Origin of the sequence: Sphingobacterium daejeonense (assembly GCF_901472535.1) — a bacterium.
GTDB lineage: Bacteria > Bacteroidota > Bacteroidia > Sphingobacteriales > Sphingobacteriaceae > Sphingobacterium > Sphingobacterium daejeonense.
This window is the reverse complement of record NZ_LR590470.1, coordinates 1,151,797-1,177,310: the sequence shown is the minus strand read 5'-3', so window position 1 is coordinate 1,177,310 and position 25,514 is coordinate 1,151,797. Positions and strand designations below refer to the sequence as shown.

Annotated in this window: 25 protein-coding genes and 3 pseudogenes; 11 read left to right on the top strand and 17 right to left on the bottom strand. The window is 38.0% G+C overall.

Annotated features, from left to right (window positions below):
• Positions 1 to 5: 5 nt before the first annotated feature.
• From FGL31_RS05610 to FGL31_RS05580, 7 genes and pseudogenes are all read right to left on the bottom strand, one after another.
• Positions 6 to 547, bottom strand: a pseudogene (locus FGL31_RS05610) (inorganic diphosphatase).
• A gap of 7 nt (positions 548 to 554) precedes the next feature.
• Positions 555 to 1,211 (bottom strand): DedA family protein, encoded by a 657-nt coding sequence (locus FGL31_RS05605; RefSeq protein WP_099372445.1) that lies wholly within the window; start codon positions 1,209 to 1,211, stop codon positions 555 to 557.
• 28 nt (positions 1,212 to 1,239) lie between these two features.
• Positions 1,240 to 1,653: an HIT family protein gene (locus FGL31_RS05600; protein ID WP_099372444.1), complete on the bottom strand. Its 414-nt coding sequence runs from the start codon at positions 1,651 to 1,653 to the stop codon at positions 1,240 to 1,242.
• Between the two features lie 227 nt (positions 1,654 to 1,880).
• Positions 1,881 to 2,354 (bottom strand): transcription elongation factor GreA, encoded by a 474-nt coding sequence (gene greA, locus FGL31_RS05595; RefSeq protein ID WP_099372441.1) that lies wholly within the window; start codon positions 2,352 to 2,354, stop codon positions 1,881 to 1,883.
• Positions 2,355 to 2,498: 144 nt separating this feature from the next.
• A complete protein-coding gene (locus FGL31_RS05590) occupies positions 2,499 to 3,206 on the bottom strand; it encodes a response regulator transcription factor (protein WP_099372440.1) in 708 nt (235 codons plus the stop codon).
• A 13-nt stretch (positions 3,207 to 3,219) separates the two neighbouring features.
• Entirely contained in the window at positions 3,220 to 4,884 is a 1,665-nt protein-coding gene (locus tag FGL31_RS05585) for a sensor histidine kinase (RefSeq protein ID WP_138089990.1), read from the bottom strand.
• A 4-nt stretch (positions 4,885 to 4,888) separates the two neighbouring features.
• Positions 4,889 to 6,775 (bottom strand): S9 family peptidase, encoded by a 1,887-nt coding sequence (locus tag FGL31_RS05580; RefSeq protein ID WP_138089989.1) that lies wholly within the window; start codon positions 6,773 to 6,775, stop codon positions 4,889 to 4,891.
• A gap of 96 nt (positions 6,776 to 6,871) precedes the next feature.
• Here FGL31_RS05580 and FGL31_RS05575 point away from each other — a divergent pair, with 96 nt between their 5' ends.
• Positions 6,872 to 7,165 carry a DUF4286 family protein gene (locus FGL31_RS05575; protein WP_138089988.1) on the top strand — a complete coding sequence of 98 codons (294 nt, stop codon included), beginning with the start codon at positions 6,872 to 6,874 and terminating at the stop codon, positions 7,163 to 7,165.
• Here FGL31_RS05575 and FGL31_RS05570 read toward each other — a convergent pair.
• The 6 genes from FGL31_RS05570 to FGL31_RS05545 form a co-directional block, all read right to left on the bottom strand.
• Complete coding sequence (locus tag FGL31_RS05570; protein ID WP_232046300.1) at positions 7,162 to 7,509, bottom strand: DUF983 domain-containing protein; 348 nt, start codon at positions 7,507 to 7,509, stop codon at positions 7,162 to 7,164. The two genes, FGL31_RS05575 and FGL31_RS05570, sit on opposite strands and share 4 nt — an antisense overlap.
• Positions 7,510 to 7,571: 62 nt before the next feature.
• Positions 7,572 to 7,859 (bottom strand): CAMCR motif-containing small membrane protein, encoded by a 288-nt coding sequence (locus tag FGL31_RS05565; RefSeq protein WP_232046299.1) that lies wholly within the window; start codon positions 7,857 to 7,859, stop codon positions 7,572 to 7,574.
• Between the two features lie 31 nt (positions 7,860 to 7,890).
• Positions 7,891 to 8,592 (bottom strand): RluA family pseudouridine synthase, encoded by a 702-nt coding sequence (locus FGL31_RS05560; RefSeq protein ID WP_138089987.1) that lies wholly within the window; start codon positions 8,590 to 8,592, stop codon positions 7,891 to 7,893.
• 67 nt (positions 8,593 to 8,659) lie between these two features.
• Entirely contained in the window at positions 8,660 to 9,652 is a 993-nt protein-coding gene (locus FGL31_RS05555) for an MlaD family protein (protein WP_099372434.1), read from the bottom strand.
• An 8-nt stretch (positions 9,653 to 9,660) separates the two neighbouring features.
• Positions 9,661 to 10,437: an ABC transporter ATP-binding protein gene (locus FGL31_RS05550; RefSeq protein WP_138089986.1), complete on the bottom strand. Its 777-nt coding sequence runs from the start codon at positions 10,435 to 10,437 to the stop codon at positions 9,661 to 9,663.
• Positions 10,438 to 10,443: 6 nt separating this feature from the next.
• Positions 10,444 to 11,202 carry an MlaE family ABC transporter permease gene (locus tag FGL31_RS05545; protein ID WP_099372432.1) on the bottom strand — a complete coding sequence of 253 codons (759 nt, stop codon included), beginning with the start codon at positions 11,200 to 11,202 and terminating at the stop codon, positions 10,444 to 10,446.
• Between the two features lie 220 nt (positions 11,203 to 11,422).
• Between FGL31_RS05545 and FGL31_RS05540 the strand changes: the two genes are divergently transcribed.
• The 4 genes from FGL31_RS05540 to FGL31_RS05525 all read left to right on the top strand — a co-directional run bounded on the left by FGL31_RS05540 (position 11,423) and on the right by FGL31_RS05525 (position 14,884).
• On the top strand, positions 11,423 to 11,686 hold the full coding sequence (locus FGL31_RS05540; RefSeq protein WP_138089985.1) for a DUF6600 domain-containing protein: 264 nt from the start codon (positions 11,423 to 11,425) through the stop codon (positions 11,684 to 11,686).
• Complete coding sequence (locus FGL31_RS05535) at positions 11,664 to 12,869, top strand: DUF6600 domain-containing protein (protein ID WP_138089984.1); 1,206 nt, start codon at positions 11,664 to 11,666, stop codon at positions 12,867 to 12,869. Before FGL31_RS05540 ends, FGL31_RS05535 begins: the two co-directional genes overlap by 23 nt.
• 138 nt (positions 12,870 to 13,007) lie before the next feature.
• Positions 13,008 to 14,138 carry a nicotinate phosphoribosyltransferase gene (pncB, locus tag FGL31_RS05530; protein ID WP_317130968.1) on the top strand — a complete coding sequence of 377 codons (1,131 nt, stop codon included), beginning with the start codon at positions 13,008 to 13,010 and terminating at the stop codon, positions 14,136 to 14,138.
• A gap of 41 nt (positions 14,139 to 14,179) precedes the next feature.
• A complete protein-coding gene (locus FGL31_RS05525) occupies positions 14,180 to 14,884 on the top strand; it encodes a class I SAM-dependent methyltransferase (protein WP_138089983.1) in 705 nt (234 codons plus the stop codon).
• A 133-nt stretch (positions 14,885 to 15,017) separates the two neighbouring features.
• Here the strand turns inward: FGL31_RS05525 and serS are convergent.
• A pseudogene (gene serS, locus FGL31_RS05520) lies at positions 15,018 to 16,290 on the bottom strand (serine--tRNA ligase).
• 253 nt (positions 16,291 to 16,543) lie between these two features.
• Between serS and FGL31_RS05515 the strand changes: the two are divergent.
• Complete coding sequence (locus tag FGL31_RS05515; RefSeq protein WP_197734107.1) at positions 16,544 to 16,951, top strand: hypothetical protein; 408 nt, start codon at positions 16,544 to 16,546, stop codon at positions 16,949 to 16,951.
• A gap of 105 nt (positions 16,952 to 17,056) precedes the next feature.
• Here the strand turns inward: FGL31_RS05515 and FGL31_RS24650 are convergent, their stop codons facing one another.
• Entirely contained in the window at positions 17,057 to 17,584 is a 528-nt protein-coding gene (locus FGL31_RS24650) for a BamA/TamA family outer membrane protein (protein ID WP_232047131.1), read from the bottom strand.
• Between the two features lies 1 nt (position 17,585).
• A complete protein-coding gene (locus tag FGL31_RS05510) occupies positions 17,586 to 19,250 on the bottom strand; it encodes a POTRA domain-containing protein (protein ID WP_232046298.1) in 1,665 nt (554 codons plus the stop codon).
• 55 nt (positions 19,251 to 19,305) lie between these two features.
• Here FGL31_RS05510 and FGL31_RS05505 point away from each other — a divergent pair, with 55 nt between their 5' ends.
• The 5 genes and pseudogenes from FGL31_RS05505 (at position 19,306) to FGL31_RS24635 (ending at position 22,547) form a co-directional block, all read left to right on the top strand.
• On the top strand, positions 19,306 to 20,067 hold the full coding sequence (locus tag FGL31_RS05505; RefSeq protein WP_138089982.1) for a TrmH family RNA methyltransferase: 762 nt from the start codon (positions 19,306 to 19,308) through the stop codon (positions 20,065 to 20,067).
• Entirely contained in the window at positions 20,060 to 21,253 is a 1,194-nt protein-coding gene (locus FGL31_RS05500) for an MFS transporter (protein ID WP_138089981.1), read from the top strand. The genes FGL31_RS05505 and FGL31_RS05500 overlap by 8 nt, the downstream gene beginning before the upstream one ends.
• 170 nt (positions 21,254 to 21,423) lie before the next feature.
• On the top strand, positions 21,424 to 21,777 hold the full coding sequence (locus tag FGL31_RS24645; RefSeq protein WP_232046297.1) for a hypothetical protein: 354 nt from the start codon (positions 21,424 to 21,426) through the stop codon (positions 21,775 to 21,777).
• Positions 21,674 to 21,934 (top strand): annotated as a pseudogene (locus tag FGL31_RS24640) (AI-2E family transporter); the annotation flags it as partial. The gene FGL31_RS24645 and the pseudogene FGL31_RS24640, both read left to right, overlap by 104 nt.
• A gap of 10 nt (positions 21,935 to 21,944) precedes the next feature.
• The gene (locus FGL31_RS24635; RefSeq protein WP_232046296.1) at positions 21,945 to 22,547 is read left to right on the top strand and encodes an AI-2E family transporter; all 603 of its coding nucleotides are present in this window, start codon (positions 21,945 to 21,947) and stop codon (positions 22,545 to 22,547) included.
• 27 nt (positions 22,548 to 22,574) lie between these two features.
• Here FGL31_RS24635 and FGL31_RS05490 read toward each other — a convergent pair whose 3' ends face one another.
• Positions 22,575 to 25,499, bottom strand: a complete 2,925-nt coding sequence (locus FGL31_RS05490; protein ID WP_099372423.1) for a DNA polymerase III subunit alpha — start codon at positions 25,497 to 25,499, stop codon at positions 22,575 to 22,577.
• Positions 25,500 to 25,514 lie beyond the last annotated feature (15 nt).

Genomic DNA, 25,514 nt, shown 5'->3' with positions numbered 1-25,514 from the left:
AAGGTTTATTTGTTCCTTATTTCTTTATCGTAAAGTTCGATACTTTCCATGATGATGTTCTGAGCATAAGCGCGACCATAAAGGTTTTCGATAGTCACATTCTTACCTTCAAGAGCTTTATAATCTTGGAAGAAACGAACAATTTCTTTCATAGTGTGAGGAGGAAGTTCAGATAGGTCGTTGATATAATTCACAGACATATCATTCTTCGCCACTGCAATAATTTTGTCGTCTTGTTCCCATTATCGATCATATGCATGACACCTACCACTTTGGCTTCGATCATACACATTGGGTAAACATCAACTGAGCATAAAACTAAGATATCCAAAGGATCTTTATCGTCGCAATAAGTTTGAGGAATGAATCCATAGTTAGCTGGATACATTACAGATGAGAACAATACACGGTCTAATTTGATTAGTCCACTGTCTTTGTCGATTTCGTATTTTGCTTTAGAACCCTTAGGAATTTCGATAATGGCATTTACGGAGTTAGGCAAGTCCTCACCAGGAGACACTTGATGCCAAGGATGTTGTGTACTCATTAAATAATTACTGTTTGTTTATTTCGTTTTTCGTTTTTCTATTTTTCAACCACTTTTTAAGCAGTGCAATTGCTATCGGTAGGAATGCAATGACTATCAATCCCACGATTATATATTCTACATAATCGATTATCCATGGGAATTTGACTCCTAAATAATACCCAGTCAGTGTCAATAAAGACACCCACAATAATGCACCTAGGATGTTATACATGACGAACTTCTTGAAATTCAGCTGTACTACACCTGCGAATATGGGTGCAAATGTACGAATTATGGGTACAAATCGTCCAATTATTAATGCTGTTCCTCCATATTTCTGGAAAAACTCTTCGGCCATGATTACATATTTTCTTTTGAAAAGTATGGAATCCTTCCGTTTAAACAGCATTGGGCCGGTTCGATTCCCGAACCAGTATCCGGCAAAATTGCCTGCTATTCCTGCGCCAAGAATACCGAAATACAATGTAACAATGTCCACATCGATTTTGTTAAGGGCACAGAAGAGTCCTGCTAAAAATAATAAGTAATCACCCGGGAGGAAAAATCCGAAGAAGAGGCCGGTTTCGGCAAAAACAATTAGGCATACGATGTAAAATCCACCGTGACTTAAGAGATATTCAGCATCTAGCAATTGTTGAAAAGACAACAAGTATTCTTGCATAGTAATTTATATTTCCCGCTTATTCGAATTAAGCTGGGTTTGTTATTGTTGAAATAGCATCACGGATTGTATCCGCGATTGTTGTCATTGTTTCCTCAGAAAGTGTCAGTTTTGGTTTCTCAAAGTTCATGTCATTGACATGGTTGAGAGGAATCAAATGAATATGTGCGTGGGCTACTTCCAGTCCTACCACAGCAACCCCTACTTTCTTACATGGAAATGCTTGTTTGATGCCTTGCGCTACTATTTTAGCGAACACCCACATTCCCATATATTCATCATCATTGATATCAAATATATAGTCGGTTTCTTTCTTTGGAATTACCAGGACGTGACCTTCAGTTAGTGGATTTACATCTAAAAAAGCTAAATAATCATTGCTTTCGGCAACTTTATAAGCAGGTATCTCTCCCGCGACAATTTTAGAGAATATGGTTGACATAAACTATAGTTCAATTTCGTGAGTAACAAAGATAATAAATTTGCGCAGATATGAACAGGAAAATGGATAGCATTCGGGTTGGCTGACTCAAAAAAGCGGTTTACAACGATTTTTATTACATTAAGCCAACGAAAGTTAATTATTATTTAACAAAAAAGCCCCTTTTTGAGGGCTGTATTTCTTAAGATAAGTGCGGTTATGGCATACCGCACATAACCTTTATATTGTTATCTTGAGATTTCTAAAACTTCTAGCTCTAATTGTCCTGCAGGCACTTCTACGGTCGCGACATCTCCTACCTGCAATCCCAGAAGACCCTGGGCAATCGGTGATTTTACGGATATCTTTCCTGCCTTCAAATCAGCTTCCGTTTCCGATACCAACTGATAAGACATTACTGCGCCATTCTTTTTGTTCTTGATTTTCACATACGATAATGCCAACACTTTAGATGTATCCAAGTTTGACTCATCGATTATTCTAGCTGTTGCCAAAACCTCTTCTAATTTTGCGATTTTAGCTTCATGAAGACCTTGAGCTTCTTTTGCTGCATCATATTCAGCATTTTCAGAAAGATCACCTTTATCTCTTGCCTCTGCAATTGCTTTAGCAATGTTCGCACGTCCTTCTGTTTTTAGGTATTGTAGCTCTTCTTTTAGCTTTGTTAAACCTTCTTCTGTGTAATAAGTTACTTCTGCCATAATCTTAACCTTTTACCCTCTTTTATAGTTTTCTAATTTAATTAATTAACAAAAAAAAAGACAAGACCACACTATCCACTAATAGGACAACATGGTCTTGCTCTTCTGACGAAGTTATATAATTTAATTCAATAAACCAAATTTCTAACTTACATCCTCATTTTCTTCATTTATGAATCTGTATCCCAGTCCACGGACCGTTTGGAGGTAATGTGGTTTGTCTGGATTTGTTTCAATTTTCTTTCTTAAACGCACGACGTGCATGTCCAATGTTCTGGTATTTACATTGGAGCTGTATCCCCATACTACTTCCATCAATTCTTCACGCGTGATATCTCTACCTTTATTTTGCAAGAAATGTAGGAGTATCCTGTTCTCGAGTATAGTAAGTTCGATTTTTTTACCGTCCCTTACCAAGGAATGTACATTGGGATGGTGTTCAGTATCGCCAAAATGATAGACTTCATTTTGTGTTTTAGGCACGAAAAACCTTACTTTATTTTCGATCATAGCGACTAAAACATCCATATTGAAAGGTTTAGTGATATAATCTGTTACTCCATAGCTATATGCGTCAATTTTATCGATATCTTGGGATTTTGCAGTCATCATAATGATGATATTTTCAAATCCTGCTTTTCTCACTGACTCACATACATCTATTCCTTCTTTTCCTGGCAACATCCAATCAAGAAGTACAATATCTGGTTTTTGGTCCAGAATGATTTTTTCGGCTTCTAAACCATCACTGCATTGAATTACTTGAAAATTTTCAGTTTGGAGACGATGGCTGACCAAAAACCTTAGGTTGTCATCATCTTCTACAACGGCAATAGTTATATCTTTGTTCATAGTATTCTATACATTATTTAGGAAAAACTAGCGTAAAAGTGGTGCCTTCGCCTTCGACACTGTTTACTTTAATTTCTCCCCCCATAAATTCAGTAATCTCTTTACAAAACGCTAATCCAAGCCCTACGCTTCCGCCTTGATTAAATTGATTCTTTACTCTGTAAAACTTCTTAAAAATATTTTTAAGTTCGTTTTTGTTAATTCCAATCCCTTTATCACTAAACTTCATGATGAAGTGTTTTTTCGATTGTTGTACACTAATATCAATAAATTTTCTCGAAACTTCTGAATATTTATAAGCATTATCTATTAAATTCTGAAACACGGAATTCAATAAAACTGGATCTGTATGCATTTTGCTATTGACATCGATGTCATAGGTCAGCTCTAAATCCGGATACTTAATTCGTGTACCTTCAAATATCTCCTCGCAAAAACTGTTCAAATCAATGTATTCTCCTTTAAATTTTAATGATTTATTTTCTATTTGCGTGAAAGACAGCAACTTATTCATTAAATTATTTAACTTATCTGCTTCTTGATCTAGTATCTTACCATACATTGTTCTTTCTTGATCGCTCAGATTTTCTGCACTTCTGATATTATTTCCTGCGATTTTTATCACACTGACCGGAGTTTTGAACTCATGAGTAAGGTTATTGATAAAATCATATTGCAATTGAAACAGCCTACTATTGATTGAAATATTCCTATAAATCAAATAAATTATCAATAATAAAATTAAATATAATAATGATACTCCCAACACAACTGGAAAAAATCTTCTATTAATTTCACCTCTAAGGAATTGTTCGGAGGAATCAAACTGCAATTTATATTCAGACAATGCACCTGGCAGGGGCATATCTGTTGATAAAAATGCTTTTTCTTCCATTACATTAGGATCCGCTATCGCTTTAATTCTTATGTTTTCATAGAGTCTTTGCTGATTGTTAACGATTTTTATTTTCTGCGGGTTCACTTTATATACGAACAAATCCTGGTCAAACGCTACAGGGGCTGCCATAGAAGCGGTATCATCCATCAGGGATTTATATGCCCTTAGGGTATTTACTCTCGGGATATTCAGGTACGTAATCTTTCCAGGGACCGTATTATAGAAAATTCTATAAATATCATTTTCGCTCAATGATGTTGAATCGTCCAATACATCAAGGAAGTTCACCATTTTAATGGCCATATTATTGAAATCATCCGAGGTTGGCCTGTTGTCAATGGCAGACACGCTTTCGCGCACCAATTTATTTTCTTCATTTAGCTTAAAAGAGAAAATAGATCGAGGATAGATCAGCAAATTTTGAAACCTTACCCCACGAACGGCTGGATTTTGATTGGTAAACAAGACGTCATAAAACACCACCTCATCCACAAAAGGGTTTTTTCGGAGGATTTTTTCCGAATAGCTTACTGCATGTACAGAATCTAAATATCCTTGATAATTGGAAACTTCGGCGATATCATTATTGAAAAAACTATTGAAAGGTTTTAATGTTGCGTCAAAGACGTCAACTTTTCTATTATAGAATTCAGACTCCACGAAGTTTGACATCATGGTCCTTGCCAGGAAGACAGAGATGATGTATAAAACTGTCAAAAAAGCCAAAAAGGCCACCAATAGGCCTATGTTTTTCCTGTATTTGCTTGCTTTTTTAACCATTCTATTATTTCAGGTATTGCGCCAAGAACTTATCGATTTCCTGATAATATTCGACTACATTTTCTTCATTTCTGAATCTCTTTCCTTCCTCTTTCTTGAAAATATACCGCACTGGAATCTCGTTGCTTTTCAGTTTTCCTACAAACTGGTTTGCATCAGTTACAGAGCTGTATTTATCCTTGCCCCCTTGGAAGAATAAAACAGGGATTCGAACTTTATCTGCATGGAATATAGGAGAAATTGCTTGAAAAAGCTCGGGTTCTTTTTCTGGATTACCAATTATTCTATAGAAAAGTTGCACATAATGTTTGAGGTGTGGCGGAATTTCTCTGAAATAGGTAAACAGGTTGCTATATCCTGATGATGAGATAGCACATTTGTACAATGATGGGTCGAAAGCTGCGGCATATAAAGCGGAATAACCTCCAAACCCGGTTCCCATAATAGCGATTTTATCTTTGTCGGCGATTCCTTGATGGATCAACCAAGCAACACCATCCGTGATATCAGATTGTATCTTTCCACCCCATTCCTTGAACCCCGCTGTCCAAAATTCTTTACCATACCCAATTGACCCTCTATAATTAACTTGAAAGACAGTATATCCTCTGTTTGCCAAGAATTGTACTTCAGGATCAAAGCCCCATTCTGCACGCCTATTTGGACCATCATGAACCAAAACTACTACAGGACTGTTTTTTCGCTTTCCTTTAGGATAGGTGATGTAAGCGTGAATGTCTTTATTGTCTCTAGAAAGAAAATTCACCTCTTCCATTTGGTTAAATTCCAAATTTTTCAGTTTAGGATTTTCCTCATTCAGCAATTCTAGTTTGTCTTCGGATTTATTGTAATAATATGTTTCACCAGGATGTATATCACTGTAAATGCGAACGACAAAGCCGTTTAAACTGGTATCGCTATCTAAGAAACCAATTTCTGAATCAGCAAATTTCTTTTTGAGTTTTTGATAAACCTGCTCATATGAGGCATTGAAAATTTTCTTTTGATATTTATCGATAAAAGAGGTGGTGTACAGCATTTCTTGTAGATCTGCTGAATATCCTTCTACACCTAAATCCCCCATTTTATTTTCATAGATGCTTCTGATTTCTTTTCCATTTTCAGCGTCAAATTCGACGAGCGCCATTTTATCTCTGTTTTGATTTGACAAAGCATACACATTTTTGTCTGAGTTTTTGACAAATCCCAATGGCACGAAGATGGTTTCAAAATCATTTTTCATAACTTCTTTAAACGGGAGTCCATCATTTTTCCTGTAAAGAAGGGATTCCTGGACACTGTCACTTGTGAGTGCAATTCTGACTACACCATCTGGTGCTCCTACCCAATTCATTACATTTCCCGGGTTTTGGTGTATCATTTCAGGTTTTCTTCCATCCAAGAACACCCGATATAAATCAAACAAGGATGAATCTCTTTTGTTCATTCCCACCAAAAGGCTTCCATTCTTTTCTACAATAGGATACACCCATCTCAGCCTTGATTTTTCAGGCGCGAACAATGGTTTTCTATTTTCTGTTTCTACATCAATCTGGAACATCCTTAAACTATCGGATGCAGATTGGGTATTTGAGAAGATAATTTTTTTGTCATTCAACCAGAAGAAATTTTGCACATTCAAATTCACCTGATAGGTAAGTTGTTTTGATGAATCGGGTTGTTTGAGGTCTAAAATAAAGATGTTTTTGCAGTGATCATGAATTCCTAAATAGGCAACTTTGCTTCCATCAGGAGACAACCGAAAAGAAGTCCGTTCAGGTTTAACAAAGAAATCCTCAATAGGTATAGTCTCCTGACTATTCTGTTCTTGCTTACACGAAAGAATTACCAACAACACTAACAGAACCGAGAACAAGTTTTTTAAATTCATTCTATTTTTTTAGTCACTTATCAAATATTAAAAAAAAATACTGTAAAGTTCCTTTTGCAACCTTAATTTTACAGCTTAATTCAAGCATCAATAAATATGTATCTATACAATGTTTCAATCATTATCGAGGATTCGGTTCATCAGGAAATTGTTCAATGGACGAAAGATTTGCTGAACGAAAATCCAGATTATTCCATAAAACTATTAAAAATGATGCATTCTCCACATGAAGGACAGACATACTGTCTTCAGACTGTTGTTAATAGCGAGGAAGAAATTGAGAGGGTTAAGGATGGCATTATTCAAAAACTTCAGGAATATATCACATTGCATCATGTCGAGAAGGCTTTTCTTTTTGATAGCATTATGCAATACATCCCCCATAATTAGCCTTTTAGGTCAGCACTATTTTTTCTTTCACCATATAATCTAGGGTCAAATGACACTTTAGGTGAAAGGTAATGTAATAATACGAGTCTTGAATAGCGGTAGTTGAAAGGCGCAAAGATGACAATCGCGATAAATAATACCGCTATATACAACCAAGGAGACTCGCTGTGGGTAATAAATGCTGTTGCTAGGGCCAATGTTAGGACTTCAGCCACTGAAAAGGCGTAACTGACATACATTGCAGCATAAAAATATCCGGGTTCAATTTCGAACTTAAAATTGCAGTGGGGACAGAATTCATGCATTTTTTGTCTTGATAGGCCATATGCTGACCCTGAATACATGTTTCCAGTTCTGCATTTTGGACATTTACTTTGAAATACAGCCTGTAATTTTGATATCATAACTATTCTTCAGTCTGTTTTGCAATTTTGAGCGAATTGGTATTTTCTGTGTTTCTGAACTTTTTGTACCACAGAAATCCTACACCAGCAGCTATCATAAACGGCATTGCCAATAGAAAAAGAATACCATCGTTTAAGCCTTTTCCTTGTGTGTTACCTTCCTGTGTACTGTTTTCAGCATTCAATGTACACATAGCACATTGTGCTACGGAATCATTAGGCACTGACAACAATGTTATACTCAACACCGTAGCCAACAGACTTAATTTCAATTTTTGAATGAAACTCATAGGACAAAGTTAAAGTAATTTAACTTAAATTCTAAATATCTCCTTTGAGCAATACGTTAAATTTTTCCCAGAATCCATCCTCAGGGAGCGGGGCTTTGATGTTCATTGGTTCATCTTTGATGGGATGGACAAAGCTCAAAGACCTAGAATGCAGACATATTGTTCTTCTGTGACTACCTCGTTGATAGCCATATTTATTATCACCGACGATTGGGCATCCCATAAATGCCAATTGACTTCTGATTTGATGTGTACGTCCGGTGACAGGGTTTACCTTTAACAAGTAGTAACCTTCTAATTGTCCTACCACCTCATAGGATAATTCGGCGAAGCTTCCATTCTTGACTTCACGATCATAGGCTTTAGTGATCATTTTTTTTCGATCCCTCAACAACCAATTTTTAAGGGTTCCTTTCATTTGTGGTGGTTTTTCACGCACGAGTGCCAAATATGTTTTTTGCACTTTTCTATCGTGAAACAACCTATTCATGCGATCTAATCCTTTGCTAGTTTTAGCAAATAATATCATACCGCTTACAGGTCTATCCAACCTATGTATAACACCAATAAATGCGGCATTTGGCTTATTGTATTTTTTGGCAACGTAGTCTTTGACCATATCCTCCATAGAAGTATCGCCAGATACATCCACTTGTACGATATCTCCACCACGTTTGTTGATTGCTATAAAATGATTGTCCTCGTAAAGAACATCCTTGTCTGTAATATTCATATTGCTTATAAAAAAAGCGTCCTTTGCAGACGCTTCCTAATATTAATTCTTTAGAAGTTCAAGCAAATTACTTAATTGAGTCTTGAGTTGCTTCTGCTTCTTCTTTTGCTTTTTTCTTGAAAAAACCTCTCAAGAGGAAGTTACTTTGTAGTGCTTCCATATTTTGATCTAATTTTTCAGTGCTTAGATTAAGGTTTTTAAGTATTTGTCTGATTTCATCTGCTGCTGCAGGATCATTAGTCAATACACCAATTGCATTGTCCTTATCATTCAACCTAGCTGTAGTTTGGTTTAAATTAGACATCAAAGCAGACGCTGTTTGAGTTACTCCTTGTAACTGCGCTGCTGACTCTCTTAAACTTGCAAACACGGCTGTGTCTGTAGACAATTCATGAATCAACCCTTGATTGCTATTTAATTTATTGGTCAAAGTAACGAGGTTATTTACAGCTTGGTTAGCTTGGGACATAGTTCCATTCAATGTATTCACGGATTGCTTCAAATTATTTGCAATTGTTTCATCCGTCATTAATGCGCCTACCGCACCCTTACCTTCCAACATACTCTTAGAAAGTGCTGCAAAATTCTTTGTTATTTCGACAAGGTTCTCGTTATTGACTTGCAACGTTGCTAACATAGCATCCATACCGCCAGAAACACCTGACTTAATTTCATCGCCGTCCTGAATTTGTGGAAATGTTTCCGTTCCACCTACTAAGCTGATAATTGCATTTCCAATCAATCCATCAGAACTTAATGTTGCGATAACGTCTTTTCGTATGAATTTGCTCGATTTTTCTTCGACATTCATAACTACACGTACATTTTCTACGCTTTCAAAGCCAATTTCTTTAATAATACCGACTTTTACTCCTGAAAACCAAACGTTGTTGCCTACCTTCAATCCTTTAACGTCTTTGAAATACGTGGTTACCGTAAGGTTTTTAGAGAATTTGTTTTGCTGAGTACCAATTACCAAAATCCCTGCAACCAAAATGATTAACCCAATGAAGGTAAACAATCCCACTATGATTGATCGTTTTCTTTCTGATGCTGCCATATATTTTGCTATACTATAAAATTATAATCATAAAAAGGTTTCACTCTCGTATCATCAGTATCGAAAATTTCCGAGAATTTACCTACACGTTCAAATTTACCATCCAATAGCATTGCTACCCTATCCCCTACCATTTTAGCGCACGCCAAGTCATGGGTAATAATAATAGATGATGTTTTATATCTTTCTTGTACTTCATTGATCAAGGAGTTTATATCGAGACAAGTTATGGGATCCAAACCTGCTGTTGGCTCATCATACATCATGATATCGGGTCTCAAGATTAATGTTCTAGCAATACCTATTCTTTTTCTTTGTCCACCTGACAATTCAGATGGCATCTGATTGATTGTTCTCAACAGTCCTACTCCGTCCAGCACATCTTCTACTTCATGATCAATCTCTGCTCTTGTTAAGTTTCTTTTATTTCTGACTAGTGGAAACTCGAGGTTTTCTCGAACGGTCATACTATCATATAGTGCACTATTTTGGAAAGAGAAGCCAATTTTCAATCTCAGAGCGCGCAATTCTTTTTCATTAAGTTGATTTACAACTTCTCCAAGAACTGTTATATTTCCAGAATCTGGCTTTAGGAGTCCTGATATAAGTTTGATCAATACGGATTTACCAGTACCTGATCTTCCTAATACGACCAAGTTTTCTCCGTTATAGAGGTCAAGATCAACATTTCGGAGTACATGTAAATCCCCAAAGGACTTACTTACACCTTCAACATCGATGACAATATCGTCGTAATTTATATTAACTGGCTTTTTCTGTTCCATAATCGATTATCCCATTAATGCTAAAACCTGAACAATTAAAAGCTCCTCAATGAATACAATAAACATTGAAGCTACTACCGCACTGTTTGCCGCTTTTCCGACTCCTTCCGTACCTTTCGTTGAATAATACCCTACATATGTACTGACAAATCCAATTGTAAATCCAAACACAATGGCACGGAATACCATTGCAAAAATATCTTTAGGAGCTATTGCCTCAAATACTTGAGTTATAAAGCTAAGTATACTCAACTGGTCTTTGGAAATAATACTTAAATACCCACCTGCCAAACCTATTCCTGCGACATAAAAACATAGTACGGGAATCATAAAAGTTGTAGCAAGAATTCTACTCACGATTAAGAATTTGAATGGATTTGTACCTGAGACTTCCATGGCATCGATCTGCTCGGTTACATTCATTGAGCTGAGCTCTGCTCCAATTTGTGATCCTACCTTTCCTGAAGCAATTAAGGCTGTTACCAATGGCGCTAATGCACGTACAATTGCTATTGAAATCAATGCTGGTAACCAAGATGCTGCACCAAACTCTTCTAAGGATGGTCTAGATTGTTTTGTAAAAACAAATCCTACAATAAATCCGGTTAAACTGATCAGTGGAAATGATTTCCAACCGATTTCATAACACTGTCTAATGATCTCTTTAAACTCATATGGGGGACTTACCACTTCGCGAAAGAAACGCATTAGAAAGCGGTGTATCTTCGCAAATTCTAGTAATAAAGACTCAATTTTCTTAGCCATTAACTGTGTGTATTAACGTATTTTTCCAAGTATTAAATCCGGAATATTTCGAGGCAAATGTACAAAATTTCTTAATATCCAATCCGAATCAGCACCCAATATTAGCAGAAACATTTATTAACACAAAAAAGTTTGACAAAATAATTATACAATTAAACCTTTCCTTAATAGTCATGGTCATACGTACAAATTATGGTGTAAACATTAAGAGAATTAACATATGAAAAACTTGAAAACATCCACAATATTCACGGCATTAGTTTTAATGTTCGTAGGATTGTTCAGCGTAACTTCAGCTTCAGCCCAAGGGTATGAGGATGTTGATTACGATGTTTTCCATGAAGAACTTGATCCTTATGGTGATTGGGATTATGATGATGAATATGGCAATGTTTGGTATCCAAACGAGGGTCGTGATTTTAGGCCTTATAGTACGAATGGATACTGGACTATGACAGAATATGGCAACACATGGGTTTTCTAATTACGACTGGGGTTGGGCGCCATTCCACTATGGACGTTGGGTACACCGTTCACATAGAGGATGGGCTTGGGTACCGGGTTATGAGTGGGGACCAGCTTGGGTTGATTGGAGATCAGGTGGTGGTTATTACGGTTGGGCTCCTATGAGGCCAGGTGTAAGCATCAATGTTAACATTGGATTACCATTAGATTTTTGGGTATTTATTCCTACCGGCCATATCTATGACCGTTATATGCACAGACATTATTCATATGGTCATCGTAACATCTACAACAGAACTACGATTATCAAAAACACTTACATTGTAAACAACAATCGTTATTACGGAGGTCCTGGCCGTCGAGACATCGAAAGATCAATAGGCCGCCGTGTAGATGTAAGGAATGTGAATTTTGACAATAGACGCGGTGCATCACGTGTTAGCAGAAGTACGGTTTCCATGTACCGTCCTGACAGAAACAGCAGAAATAATAGTGCTATATCTAACAGAAGCAACAGTGGCAGAGGAAACGATCGTCTGGAAAACAGAGGAAACTCACGCAACAGCAGCAGACAACCTGCTAACCGAGTTGAAAATGGTAGAAACTCCGGTCGTAGCAGCAGAAGCAATGGTGATTATACAATTACCAGAAATTCTAAGGGACAACGCGAAATGCACATTGGCAATGGAAACTCTAATAGAAGTAATAGAGAATCCAACCGTGGAGAAGCCAACAGAGGCAACACCCGTGTAGATCGTGGTAACTCGAACAGAACTTCTACTCCTAATAATAGATCAAATGTTGGTCGCCAACCAGAGTCAAGAGGCCGTGTTTCTATGGATCGCTCATCCAGAAACGAGTCTATGAACCGCAGTTCTAGACCGACTAGAAACGAATCGATGAACCGTAGTTCTAGACCGACTAGGAATGAGTCGATGAACCGTAGCTCTAGACCTTCTAGAAACGAGTCAATGAATCGTGGTCAACAAAGACAATCGGCACCACAAAGACAACAACGTCAACCTAGGATGGAGCAACAATCTAGGTCGCAAAATAGAGTATTCCAAGCTCGCAGTACAGAACGTCCGCAAAACAACCGTTCATCTGTACAGCGCAGTTCAAGAAATGAGTCTAGGTCGTCAGCTCGCCCACAATCAAGTCAACGCGCTGAGCGTGGTAACGGCAGAGGAAATAGAGGATAGATTTTTTATTTAGTTGAAACAAATCGATAAAGCGGGGTGAATTTTATTCATCCCGCTTTTGTTTTGTTGTGTATAAAAGGCATTTTTGTGTTTGCTTTTTGTTAACTTCAATGAAAGCACTAGCATAAATAATAAAGAATGGCAAAACTTACCTCCATTTTAGATAATGATTTTTATAAGTTTACAATGCAGTATGCTGTTGTAAAACTTTTTCCAAAGGCTAAAGCACGGTATCAATTTATCAACCGAGGGCAACATCAATTTCCAGAAGGATTTGCAGCACAGCTGAAAGAGGCCGTCAACCAAATGGCTAACCTCAAGCTGACGTCCGCTGAAAAAACATTCTTTGCAAAAACCTGCCCATATATCGATCCTACTTATTTTGATTTTCTTCAAGGCTACCACTATGATCCAGAAGAGGTAAAGATTACTCAAAATGGTTCGGACCTTACAGTAAAAGTTGAAGGCTATTGGTACAGGACTATTTTGTGGGAAGTTCCATTGATGGCTTTAATCTGCGAGACCTATTATGAAATGACTGGACAAAAGCGTGTAGACGATGTTGAGGTCATGAAGATTGTCAATGACAAAATGGACAAATATGATAAACTTAATATCACCATTGCTGATTTTGGCACTAGGCGTAGACATTCGTATGCGGTTCATGATTTGGTTATCAAAGCCTTGAAAGAACATCCATCAAAGACATTCATCGGCACTAGCAATGTTCATTTTGCGATGAAATATCATACTAAACCTATTGGCACACATGCGCATGAATGGTTCATGTTCCATGCTGCAAAATATGGGTACAAAATGGCGAATTTACTTGGTTTGGAAAACTGGTCTGACGTATACCGTGGTGATTTAGGAATTGCCCTATCCGACACCTATACCACCAAAGTATTCTTTAAGCAATTTGACAAAAAGTTGAGCAAATTATTCGACGGTGTACGACATGATAGTGGTGATCCTATTGAATTCGCTCAAATGACTATTGACCACTATCAGAGTAAAGGTATCAATCCAATGAACAAAACGATTATTTTTTCAGATGGATTGGATTATGAGAAGGTTGTGAAGATTGTCAACTTCAGCAAAGACAAGATCGGCCATTCTTTCGGTATCGGCACCGATTTCACGAATGATGTTGGACTAGACCGTATGAATATCGTTCTCAAGATGACAGAAGCCTATCCTGATGAAGGGGAATGGACTCCAGTTATTAAATTATCGGATGAACCTAAAAAAACATACAGGAGATCCTGAAGAAATAAAAATGGCAAAACGATTCTTAAATATTCCTGAGCATGAATAGAGATGTTTACGGAGAAGCTCTCTATGATTTCCAAGAATTAGGAGAACTAAAAGAACCTCTCCTACTTCATAGCAGCTATGGTGACATTGAGGAAATGCCTGTTGAGGTTTTTTTTAGGGAAGAAGATGATATTCCAGAATTGGAATACATTGCTCTTTCACTCTGTGATGGCAAAGTATTAGATGTTGGAGCAGGTGCTGGTGTGCACGCATTATATTTACAAGCGAAAGGATTTGACGTGGATGCCATGGAAATCTCCGAGACAGCCTGTAAAATCATGGAAAAAAGAGGTGTCAAAAATGTTATCCATGCTGATTTCTTTAAATTCAAAGAAAAGAAATATGACACGCTCCTATTCCTGATGAATGGGATTGGGATCTCTGGCACAATAGAAGGATTCCGAAAACTCCTTATTCATTCCAAAGAATTACTTACGGAAAGAGGCCAGCTTTTATTCGACAGTTCAAATATTTCTTATTTATATGATGAATATCGCATCCAAAGGCCAGACCATTATTTTGGAGAGATCAATTTTCAATATGAATATAAAGGCAATATGGGTCAGCCCTTCCAATGGCTATATATCGATCAACAAACCTTAATCAAAATAGCTCACGAAGAGAATTGGGTGGTACAGGTGCTTTTTGAAGATGATAATGACCAATATTTGGTACGGATGGAGCCGAGGGAGATGTGAGATGTGGGATGTGGGATGTGAGATGTGAGATGTGTGATGTGAGATGTGGGATGTGGGATGTGGGATATTAGGATATAGAAAATCCCCGGAAGTTTTGGCTTCCGGGGATTTTGTTTTATGGGGTTTTCGATTATTAGTCGATATATTCAAATCCTACATATGGAACAAGGAATTCAGGGATCTTGATTCCGTTTTCAGTTTGATTGTTTTCTAATAATGTAGCTACTATCCTCGGTAATGCAAGTGCCGAACCATTTAAGGTATGAGCCAATTGTGTTTTTCCATCTTCGCCTTTGAAACGAACTTTTAGTCTGTTTGCTTGGTAAGTTTCGAAGTTAGATACTGAAGATACTTCTAGCCATCTTTCCTGAGCTGCGGAATAAGTTTCCATATCATAGGTCATTGCTGAAGTAAAGCTCATGTCTCCACCGCATAATCTAAGAACACGATAAGGCAGTCCCAGTTTTTGCAATAATGATTGCACATAGGAGCTCATTTCTTCCAGTGTTTTATATGATTTTTCAGGATTTACAATCTGTACCAGCTCAACTTTATCAAAACTGATGCAATCTATTTAATCCACGGAACATGTGCGCCATAAGATCCAGCTTCTCTTCTGAAACAAGGAGTATATCCACAGTGTTTGATTGGGAAATCTTCACTTTTGACGATTGTGTCTCGATAAATATTCGTGATTGGCACCTCAGCTGTAGGGATCAAGTAGAAATCATCATTGACTACATGGTACATCTGTCCTTCTTATCGGGCAATTGACCAGTTGCATATGCAGAATCCTCATTTACTACGATTGGGACCTGAACTTCTTTGTATCCCATCTTAGCGGCTTCGTCCAAGAAGAAATTGATTAGTCCACGTTGAAGTCTGGCACCCTTTCCTTTGTACACAGGGAATCCTGCACCAGTGATCTTTGTTCCTAATTCAAAATCAATAATGTCATATTTTGCTGCTAATTCCCAGTGGGGCAATGCTCCAGCTGGCAATTGCGGTACAGTACCATTTTTCTAGCATACCTCATTGTCTTCAGCGGCAATACCTTTTGGTACCAATTTATTTGGAAGATTGGGTAATTGAATTAATTTGTCATGCAATTCTTTTTCAATTTTATCCAATGCTTCAGTAAGTTCTTTGATTTGCTCTTTATATGATGCGGATCGCGATTTGATTGCTTCAGCTTCCTCTTTTTTTCCTTGACGCATCAATTCTCCAATTTGCTTAGCGGACGAATTAGCCTCAGCTGCAATAGAGTCAGATTGATTTTGTGTTTTGCGACGTTGTTCGTCTAAAGCAATGATCTGATCGACCAATTCTACTTCGTTGAAGTTCTTGATTCCAAGTCTTTCAACTACATGGTCCCGATTTTCACGGATGTAATTTAATTGCAACATATAATTATGCTTTTTATTTGTAATGTGAGCAAAGATAAGAAGACCTCTGCAATTAATAAACTCGAATTTAAGGAGAAGCATTTTTAGAATCCTTGCAATTTTGTATCATTGCATCATGAAAAACAGCTGGATTCTTTTCTTATTCCTTAGTATCATGTACTTTATGGCCGAGTTTATCGGTAGCACAAAGTGCAACGATCAAAGGACTTTACGGTCAAAGAAAATCTTTCTCAGAACGGAAAATTAGCAATAATTGCGATTGACACTGCTGAAAAAAACTGACAATACCGTGAACGGGAATTATAGTTTTACCATTAATGGTTTTCAACAAGATCTAAGATTCAGCGACGGTGTGGCTGTTACAAGCAACCCCATCGAGTCATCAACCTTTGTATTCTTCAAACATAAGTTTGCTGGTTCAGATATTGGGAAGCTCTTTTTTTTGAGAGTTACGGACAAAGGAATTACTCCCTATAAAGATCAGCGGTTTTCTGTTGATCATAATCCCGCTCTTGATCTTTATATTGCCTATAAATTCAAGCGTTTCTTAATTACGTTATTAGTCCTTGCAGCAGTTTATTTCTATTTAAATCACAGTAAAGGGTTGGATGTCCGTCAATTGATTGAGAGTTCGATTATGAGCTTAAAAGATCTCTTCTAGAAAGCATCCCTACTCCAAAATTATATTGAATAAAACTATATCTGTCTGGCCAATTGGTTTCGGAATATTCTTGTTTGAACTGTTTAGAATTGAAGAACTCTTTGATTACCATTGTTTCGAACCGCTGAATTGAGGATCTTTTAGTTTTAATCCTGCATCCAGGCGTATAATAAAATAATCTAAATCTACTCTTAGTCCGAAGCCTGTTCCCAATGCAATTTGCGAGAGGAACTTATCTCCTTTGAATTCCCCGTCTGGATTTATAATATCCTGTCTGATTCTCCAGATGTTTCCTGCATCCAAGAAAGTTGCCCCGTTCAGTTTTGCTCCGAAGAAATTATTCAACATTCTAAACCTGAATTCAGCATTTGATTCTAGTTTAATCTCACCCAATTGATCTAAATTTCTGAGGTTAACACGGAAGTCAGGGTTCATTGATGACCTGTTGTACCCTCCGGGTCCGAGTGTGCGTGCTTGCCAAGCACGGATACCATTCATACCTCCGGCAAAGAAACTTTTTTCAAAGATCATATTCAGGGATGAATTGTTTCCATAAGGGACCGCAACACCAGAATTGATACGGAATACAAATTGCTTATTTCCACCTAAGTGCCTATACCATCTATAATCTATTTCACCTTTGACATATTGAAGGTACGGTACTCCGAAAATCAGCTTTTCTCCATCTGCATTTTGTTTTGAACTTCATCACATTCCCCAACAATCCCAACAAATTCCCACTGACATCCAGCGCACCTCTGAAATAACTGAAATTTTCTTTGCTAGTCAGCTTTGTTGAATTATACGTATATGCATATTGGGCACCAAGTCCAAAATATTTTCTGTCATTACTTCGAACGTATAGACCATATCCTTGGTCTATCAGGCTCTGCTTGAATTGTTCATTCAACTGTCCATGTCTATATTCGATCACAACGGGAGTTAAGCTATGTATTTTATTAACCGCTTCGTACCAGGTATAATTTAAGCTATTTATCCAATATCTATTAGCGTATGTTTGATCTTGGAAAAAGAGTTGTAGGCTGGATGAGAATGTTGTCCTTGGGAGTCCATATATCCCGACACTGCGAACACGAAATGGTGTTAACAAACGGGGGAATGACAGATTTACTCCGACTTGAAAGTCGTTGTTGAATATTTTATCAGTTAAATTTCCTGGGAGCCTAGAGTCAAACAACACTCCATACCTCATTTTTACCTCAATAGTCTCCGACCCACCAAATACGTTTCGATGAGAGAATGTATTACCGACATTGAAACCGCTCATTCCCGAACTAAAAGTAAATTCACCTTCGATCTGGTTACTCATTGCCGAACGGGGGACTACGTTATAAAATACATCTAATTTGTTCGAGTCCTTTGTCTGGTAATTTATTTTAACTGAACGAAAGCCGTTCATTTCATAAAGCCTGTCATAGGCTAGTTCTTCGTTTCTACTGTTAAATTTATGTCCAGACCTTAGAAATGCATATCTAGCCAAAGGTCTCAACTTAAATTTATCGGTTTGATCAGTGTAATGGATTTTTGTCAAGGTATCATAACGGCCTTGTGAATTCTTTTTGAGTTCTGGTTCTGCGGCTTCTACCGTAAAATACACACTGTCAATATAATAAATCTTATGTTTAGTAGAATCCTCTCTATTTGACACCTGAACAAGTAAATCGGCTTGATTTTGCAATCCTATGGTATCCACTCCGGTCCTCATATACTGTCTCAGATAATCATAATAACCTGATTCTCGCATTTGTGTGTATAGCCTTTCACGTTCTAAATAAAGATCAGCTGCATCGTATCTTTTTCCGGATTTTAAAGCACTGATTGGCACTACTTTTTCATGGTAAATGGAATCTACCTGAGGATCTTCTACCCTTCTGTCAATATTTCTCACCATATATGGATTTCCCATATTGGCGTTGAAGTCGATTTTTGCTTTTTTCTTGTTGAACTCTATCTGTGGTTGGACTTTTGCATTGAAGAATCCTTTTGTTTGCAGAAATCTTTCTATTTGGTTTGCAGATAGTTCTACAACTGCTGAGTCGAGTATTCTAGGGGCTTCGCCAACATTTTTAATTTTTTCGGTTTTATATCTACCGTCTCTGGTATTGAAGATGTTGTAAATAGTTAGATATAATGGTGAATTAGGGCGGATTTCATTGGCAATATATAATCCTGCTGCTTCTTTTAGTTCAGGATCGACACCATTTACATCTACATCGGTTACTAGATATTGGTGATCGTCTAGATATTTCGCTGAACGGCAAGACGCAACAATTAGCAACAAAAACGTTATACTTGCAAAAAATAAAAAACTTCTTTTTATAGTCATTAATACCATGTTGTCAAAAGCTCAAATCAGTTTAATTACGTCATTGCAGCATAAAAAGTTTCGCACGCAGCACAGTTTATTTGTAGTTGAGGGCATAAAATCAGTCCTTGAATTTGTCAATTCGGCCTACAAGATAAATAAAATATTTGCGACGGTAGAAGGCATTGCAAAATTGGGCAAAATACCTCAAATAATAAAACTTGAGGAGGTATCAGAGCATGAGTTTAGTAAAATAAGTAGCTTAAAGACTCCACAGGGAGCGTTGGCATTGGTTGAAATTCCCCAAGGCCTGCAGCTTAACTTTGACGATTTTCAGGGTAAGCATAGTTTGATTTTAGATGATATTCAGGACCCAGGTAATTTGGGTACGATTATTAGAACAGCAGAATGGTTTGGGATAGAAAATATTATTTGCTCGATAGGTACTGTTGATGCTTACAATCCCAAAGTTGTACAAGCGACTATGGGTTCGTTATCGAGAATTAAGTTACATTATGTCGAACTAGAAGAATTTATCGAGAAGAAACAGCTTCCTGTTTATGGTGCATTATTAGATGGTTCGTCGATTTATGAAACTGATTTTGGCAAGGAAGGTTTTATAATGATGGGCAATGAAGGGAATGGGATTCGTAAGAGTTTAATATCGCAAGTTGACAAGGCTGTTACCATACCCAGGGTTGGTCAAGCCGAGTCTCTGAACGTTGCTGTTGCAACAACAATATTTTGTTCAGAATTAACTAGACAAAATATGGAGAAGAAAAATGGATAACATAGAGAACGAAGAACAACCATTATATACCCTTCAGTTTGGATTGCTCTGTTTGAGCTCACTTTTGTTTTCTGCGAGTTTCAATATGATAATTCCAGAATTGCCGAATTACCTTTCTTCCTTGGGCGGGGCAGCCCATAAGGGATTGATCATTGCATTGTTTACTCTGACTGCCGGTATTTCGCGTCCATTTAGTGGTCGATTGACAGATAAGTGGGGTCGTGTTCCAGTTATGGCGATTGGTTCCACGGTCTGTGTATTATGTGGATTTCTATATCCTATTCTAAGCAGTGTTTCTGGATTCTTTCTTTTGAGGTTGATCCATGGATTTTCGACTGGATTTAAACCTACTGCCACCTCGGCCTATATTGCAGACATTATTCCTTCAAATCGTTGGGGTGAAGCATTGGGTATGCACGGCTTATGTTTTAGCATTGGAGGTGCTGTTGGTCCTGCGATTGGCAGCTACATAGCGCAGGCTTATGATCTGAACACTATGTTCTATAGTTCATCAGCATTTGCTTTTCTTTCCATCATCATCGTTATGAACATGAAAGAAACGTTGAAAGACAAGACTCGTTTTTCTCCAAAAATGTTGAAGATTTCACGTCGTGATATAATTGAGGTCAGAGTTATTCCCGCGGCTATCGTGACTTTATTGTCTTATACGGCTTATGGTGTTATTCTTACGTTGATTCCGGATTGGAGTGAGCATTTGGGAATTGCCAATAAGGGTTTATTTTTCACGGCATATACCCTTGCTTCGATAGGAATTCGGTTTGTTTCAGGGAAAGTTGCGGATCGTTATGGTCGAATTTCAGTGATGAAAGTTGGCTTGGTCGTTATTGCGATCTCTATTATGTACCTTGGATTTGGGGACAATATCGCTCAGTTAGTTATTGGAGCATGTTTGTACGGGATAGGTACAGGTATCTTTTCTCCTGCCGTGAACGCATGGACCATTGACCTTTCTTTGCCACAATATCGAGGCAAAGCGATGGCAACCATGTATATTGCTCTTGAAGCTGGTATCGGTGGTGGCGCATTATTTGCGGGGTATATTTATCACGACGAAATATTGAGAATTCCTTATATCTTTTATGGAAATGCCTTAGTGATATTTTTGGCATTTATTTATGTGATATATTGGAATTCTAAAAACAAAAAAAATAAAAACCTGTTATAGCAATCATATGGAAAAAAATCAGACCAAAAGACCCTACTCCTTTGAGTTAGCCTCTACACTATTGGCTACGGTCCTAATCCTTGGACTTATGTATGTCACTCAAGGTGTATTGTTGCCTTTAATTTTCTCGATATTAATTTCGATTTCATTATATCCATTAGCTAGATTATTTGAACGGTTTACGTTTGGGGAAGGCATTTTCGGCGATTCTAGCGGTAATCGTTGCTATTGCTGTCATTGCAGGTTTGTCGTGGTTTATAGTTTATGAAAGTATCTTGATCGGGAAAGATGCTTCAGCCATTACGGATAAGGTATTATCGGTTTTTGAGGGTGGACAGAAATGGTTGGAAACCCAGTTTGGTATTGAGCGGACCGAGGTTATGGAGAAATTGCGAGAGCAAGGAGAAAAAGCAATGGGCAATGCCGGCGGAATGCTTTCTTCAACATTTGGCTTCTATCGGAAATATTTTGGCGAGTGCCATTTTAGTTCCTTTGCTAAGTTTCTTTTTACTGTATTACCGTGATTTTTTCCGTGAATTTTTCTTTAAAGCGTTTAAATCCTCACCACAGAGCAAAGTTAATGAGGTATTGAACAAGATATACGATGTTGTACAGAGTTATTTGGTTGGTTTGATTACCGTTATGGGTATCGTGGCCGTATTAAATACTGTAGGTCTGATGGCGATGGGAATTGACTACGCCTGGTTTCTTTGGATCGCTGGCTTCATTATTAATGTTGTTGCCTTATATCGGTATTGCGATTGGTTCTATTTTGCCAGCTTTATTTGCACTTGCTACAAAAGACAGCGCGCTATATGCTTTGGGAGTTGTGGCTTGGTTTCAGGTGGTTCAATTTTTGGAAGGAAATATTATTACGCCAAATATTGTTGGTTCGAAAGTCAGCATCAACCCCTTGATGGCTATTATCGGCATCTTATTGGGCGGTATGTTGTTTGGTCTTGCCGGTTTGATTATTGCACTTCCATTTATCGCTACCTTAAAAGTTATTTTTGATTCAAATCCAAATATGGAAGCCTTCGGGTTTCTGATTGGCGAACCTGAGAAGCTCCATCTCAAACGGAATTCCACACAGGAACTATTGATGAAATGGGGTATTGTAAGGACTCCTAAGAACAAGAAAAAAGTTGAGGTTGATGTGAACGTTCATGTTGATAATCCTGGTGAAGAGCCCAAAACAGATGTGACTTATAAGGAAATCAATGAGTCTGAAGAGTTGCCTTATGAGGATTTACCACAGGATGAATTCAAGAAGAAAGATGAAGATGAAAAGTAATTGATAAGGTTGTCTAAGGACAACCTTTTATAAATTATATCCCAATTTTCTCATTGCTGTTACTTCTACACTGTACACTCCGAATTCTTCCATTACCCTTCCGTGGAGTTCATAGAATCCACTTCCTTGGAAAGGGTACTGTCTGAGTACTGGCGGGAAATGCACGGTATCGAGCCATTCCCCTTCGACATCCAGAAATGTTCCGAAGCACATGCGTTCATTTTTTATGGTTCGTGTTTCTTTGAGGGTTACCATTCTGCCGATTACCTTAATCTGTTGGCCTAAAAGATTGGGCAACTGTTTCACCAAGATACTTCCGTTGAGATGTTCTTTGTTGAGGAGTTCATAGAAGTCGCCGACCACAAACCCTAGGAGATCAAGTTCATCCCTCAGGTCTTCCATCCTATTCTTCTCGAACTCTGGCAATGAGAACTTCACTTCTTCGGTTTCAAAGAGTGTTATAGGATCGTCTTTTTCTGTTCGTTTGTTTCTGAAGTTTGCTTCCCAGAGCAGTGTCTTTTTGTCGAGCCCTGTAAACCTCAATGCACCGATACGGATGAGAATATTCAATTGTTCAGGAGCTGGATGGAGGCGTTGCAAGATATCGTTCAGATTTTTATAGGGTCCATTTTTTTGTCTTTCCTCCACGATTTGATGGGCAAATTCCTGTTCCAATCCTTGCAGGTGAATCAAGCCGACATAAACTTGTAAACCATTTATATTGGTCAAATAATCACTGTTGTTCATGCAGGGTAGCTCGATTATACCTCCATTTCTTCTTAGTTCATGAAAATAAAACTCGGTCCGATAGAAGCCTCCAAAATTATTGATTACTGCGACGTAGAATTCACAGGGGAAATACGTTTTTAGATAGAGACTTTGATAACTTTCTACGGCAAATGAAGCGGAGTGACCTTTTGCAAAAGAATACCCTCCAAAGCTTTCCATTTGTCTCCAGACTTCTGCTGTTACAGAATCTTCATATCCTTTTAACTTACAGTTTGCAAAGAATTTTTCCCGCATCAGTTCAAATTTATTCTCTGATCGGTATTTACCACTCATTGCTCTTCTCAGGATGTCTGCTTCCTCTAGAGAAATACCGCCAAAATGGTGTGCGACTTTGATTACATCTTCCTGATAGACCATTACTCCGAATGTTTCTTCCAAGAGTTCCTTCATCTTTGGGTGGAGATATTCGATCTTGTCGCGGTCATGGTATCGTTCGATATATTGCTTCATCATTCCTGATTGAGCTACACCAGGTCTAATAATTGAACTTGCGGCTACCAAAGTGATATAATCGGAACATTTTAGTTTTCCCAAAAGCTGTCGCATTGCAGGACTCTCAATATAAAAGCAACCGATAGTATCGGCTTTTTGGATCATTTGAGCCAATTTTGGATCTTCCAGGAAACGATCGACTTGATGGATATCGATATGCTTGCCTTTATTCTTGAGAACTAGCTCTAGGGCATCTTTGATATGTCCCAGACCCCGTTGGCTGAGGATATCGAATTTGAAGAGCCCGATTCGATCGGCTTCAAACATATCCATGTGCAGGGTCAAGAATCCTTTTGGTGGCAGTTCCAGCACACCGTATTGATTCAATGGTTTTTCACTGATGAGCACCCCTGCGGCATGAACACTGACATTGCTGGGGAAATCAACCAGCATCGCTCCGTATTTTTGAATCCAGCGTTGGATTTTATCTTCTGCGGACCATTCTCTTTTGTGCACAAGCTCGTCAATTTCCTCTTTTGGCAGACCAAATACCTTTCCCAATTCCCTCACGATCGCCCGGCGCTGAAAGGTGGTATACATCCCTAAAAGCGAGACATTCTGTCGACCATACCTCATGAATAGATATTCAAAAATAGAATCACGGTCTTTCCAACTGAAGTCGATATCAAAATCGGGTGGAGATGTTCGATTAGGGTTTAGAAACCTTTCAAAATAAAGGTCGAGTTTCATGGGGTCCACATCGGTGATCCGGAGGCAATAAGCCACTACGGAGTTTGCTCCACTCCCTCGCCCCACATGATAAAAGCCCTGCTCATTGGCATATCGAAGCATATCCCAGACGATCAAGAAATAAGAATTGAATTCGGACTGCTTGATAATTGTCAGTTCTTTCTCCACGCGTTCCATGGCTTTTTTATTTTTGGCTCCGTACCGGATTTTACAGCCTTCTATTGCAAGTTTCCTCAGGAGCTCATGGTCTCCTTCCATGGAAGCTGTGAAATATTTCTTATTCTTATCGACGTGGAATTCCATTTCAATGGAACAACTTTTCACGACCTGCATAGTTTTACTGATGACTCCTGGAAATCTGGCAAATGCAGATACTAATGTTTCTTCATCTACCAATGTTTCATTCGGTTTTGCAAAATCTTGCTTGGTCAGTTTTGACAAGAGGGTATTTTTTGCAATTGCGCGCAAAATACGGTGTAGATCGTAGGCTGTTTTGTCCTGATAAGTGACAGGGTGCAATATTACCCAACAGTCTGCATGGATATGTTCTTGCCAACTGAGTTTGGTGAGGTCTTCCCTTCTCAATCCAATGAGTTCTTGATTTCCCAACTGCTGAATTTCGGGATGATTTTCATAGGTATAGATCACCCATATATCCTCTGATTCAAATGGCGGTTTTTTGGGGAAGTTTAATTTTCGCTGTTTATAAAAAGACAGGAAGCTTTGTATTGCCAATAGACCGGCGTTGTTTTTTGCGAGAAGGATATAGCAAAGTTCATTTTCATTGCGTATTTCGACGCCTAAAATGGGTTTTATGTTTGCTTCCTGGCACTTCAGCACAAAATCCCAGCAATCAGCTGTGCTGTTGATATTGGTCAAAGCCATGGATTTCAGTCCTAATAATTGAGCACGTTCCACCAATTCCTTAGTAGGAAATGTTCCATAATGGAAACTGAACCAGGTCTTGCAATTCAAAAACATATTTGCAAGATTAGG

Coding starts and splice junctions, on each gene's coding strand:
- FGL31_RS05605 (WP_099372445.1), bottom strand. CDS start 1,211: ATGCAAGAATACTTGTTGTCTTTTCAACAATTGCTAGATGCTGAATAT.
- FGL31_RS05565 (WP_232046299.1), bottom strand. CDS start 7,859: ATGAGTTTCATTCAAAAATTGAAATTAAGTCTGTTGGCTACGGTGTTG.
- FGL31_RS05500 (WP_138089981.1), top strand. CDS start 20,060: ATGGATAACATAGAGAACGAAGAACAACCATTATATACCCTTCAGTTT.
- FGL31_RS05490 (WP_099372423.1), bottom strand. CDS start 25,499: ATGTTTTTGAATTGCAAGACCTGGTTCAGTTTCCATTATGGAACATTT.
- pncB (WP_317130968.1), top strand. CDS start 13,008: ATGGCAAAACTTACCTCCATTTTAGATAATGATTTTTATAAGTTTACA.
- FGL31_RS05540 (WP_138089985.1), top strand. CDS start 11,423: ATGAAAAACTTGAAAACATCCACAATATTCACGGCATTAGTTTTAATG.
- FGL31_RS05535 (WP_138089984.1), top strand. CDS start 11,664: ATGGCAACACATGGGTTTTCTAATTACGACTGGGGTTGGGCGCCATTC.
- FGL31_RS05560 (WP_138089987.1), bottom strand. CDS start 8,592: ATGAATATTACAGACAAGGATGTTCTTTACGAGGACAATCATTTTATA.
- FGL31_RS05525 (WP_138089983.1), top strand. CDS start 14,180: ATGAATAGAGATGTTTACGGAGAAGCTCTCTATGATTTCCAAGAATTA.
- FGL31_RS05585 (WP_138089990.1), bottom strand. CDS start 4,884: ATGGTTAAAAAAGCAAGCAAATACAGGAAAAACATAGGCCTATTGGTG.
- FGL31_RS05555 (WP_099372434.1), bottom strand. CDS start 9,652: ATGGCAGCATCAGAAAGAAAACGATCAATCATAGTGGGATTGTTTACC.
- FGL31_RS05550 (WP_138089986.1), bottom strand. CDS start 10,437: ATGGAACAGAAAAAGCCAGTTAATATAAATTACGACGATATTGTCATC.
- FGL31_RS05545 (WP_099372432.1), bottom strand. CDS start 11,202: ATGGCTAAGAAAATTGAGTCTTTATTACTAGAATTTGCGAAGATACAC.
- FGL31_RS05575 (WP_138089988.1), top strand. CDS start 6,872: ATGTATCTATACAATGTTTCAATCATTATCGAGGATTCGGTTCATCAG.
- FGL31_RS05570 (WP_232046300.1), bottom strand. CDS start 7,509: ATGTATTCAGGGTCAGCATATGGCCTATCAAGACAAAAAATGCATGAA.
- FGL31_RS05580 (WP_138089989.1), bottom strand. CDS start 6,775: ATGAATTTAAAAAACTTGTTCTCGGTTCTGTTAGTGTTGTTGGTAATT.
- FGL31_RS05505 (WP_138089982.1), top strand. CDS start 19,306: ATGTTGTCAAAAGCTCAAATCAGTTTAATTACGTCATTGCAGCATAAA.
- FGL31_RS05600 (WP_099372444.1), bottom strand. CDS start 1,653: ATGTCAACCATATTCTCTAAAATTGTCGCGGGAGAGATACCTGCTTAT.
- greA (WP_099372441.1), bottom strand. CDS start 2,354: ATGGCAGAAGTAACTTATTACACAGAAGAAGGTTTAACAAAGCTAAAA.
- FGL31_RS05590 (WP_099372440.1), bottom strand. CDS start 3,206: ATGAACAAAGATATAACTATTGCCGTTGTAGAAGATGATGACAACCTA.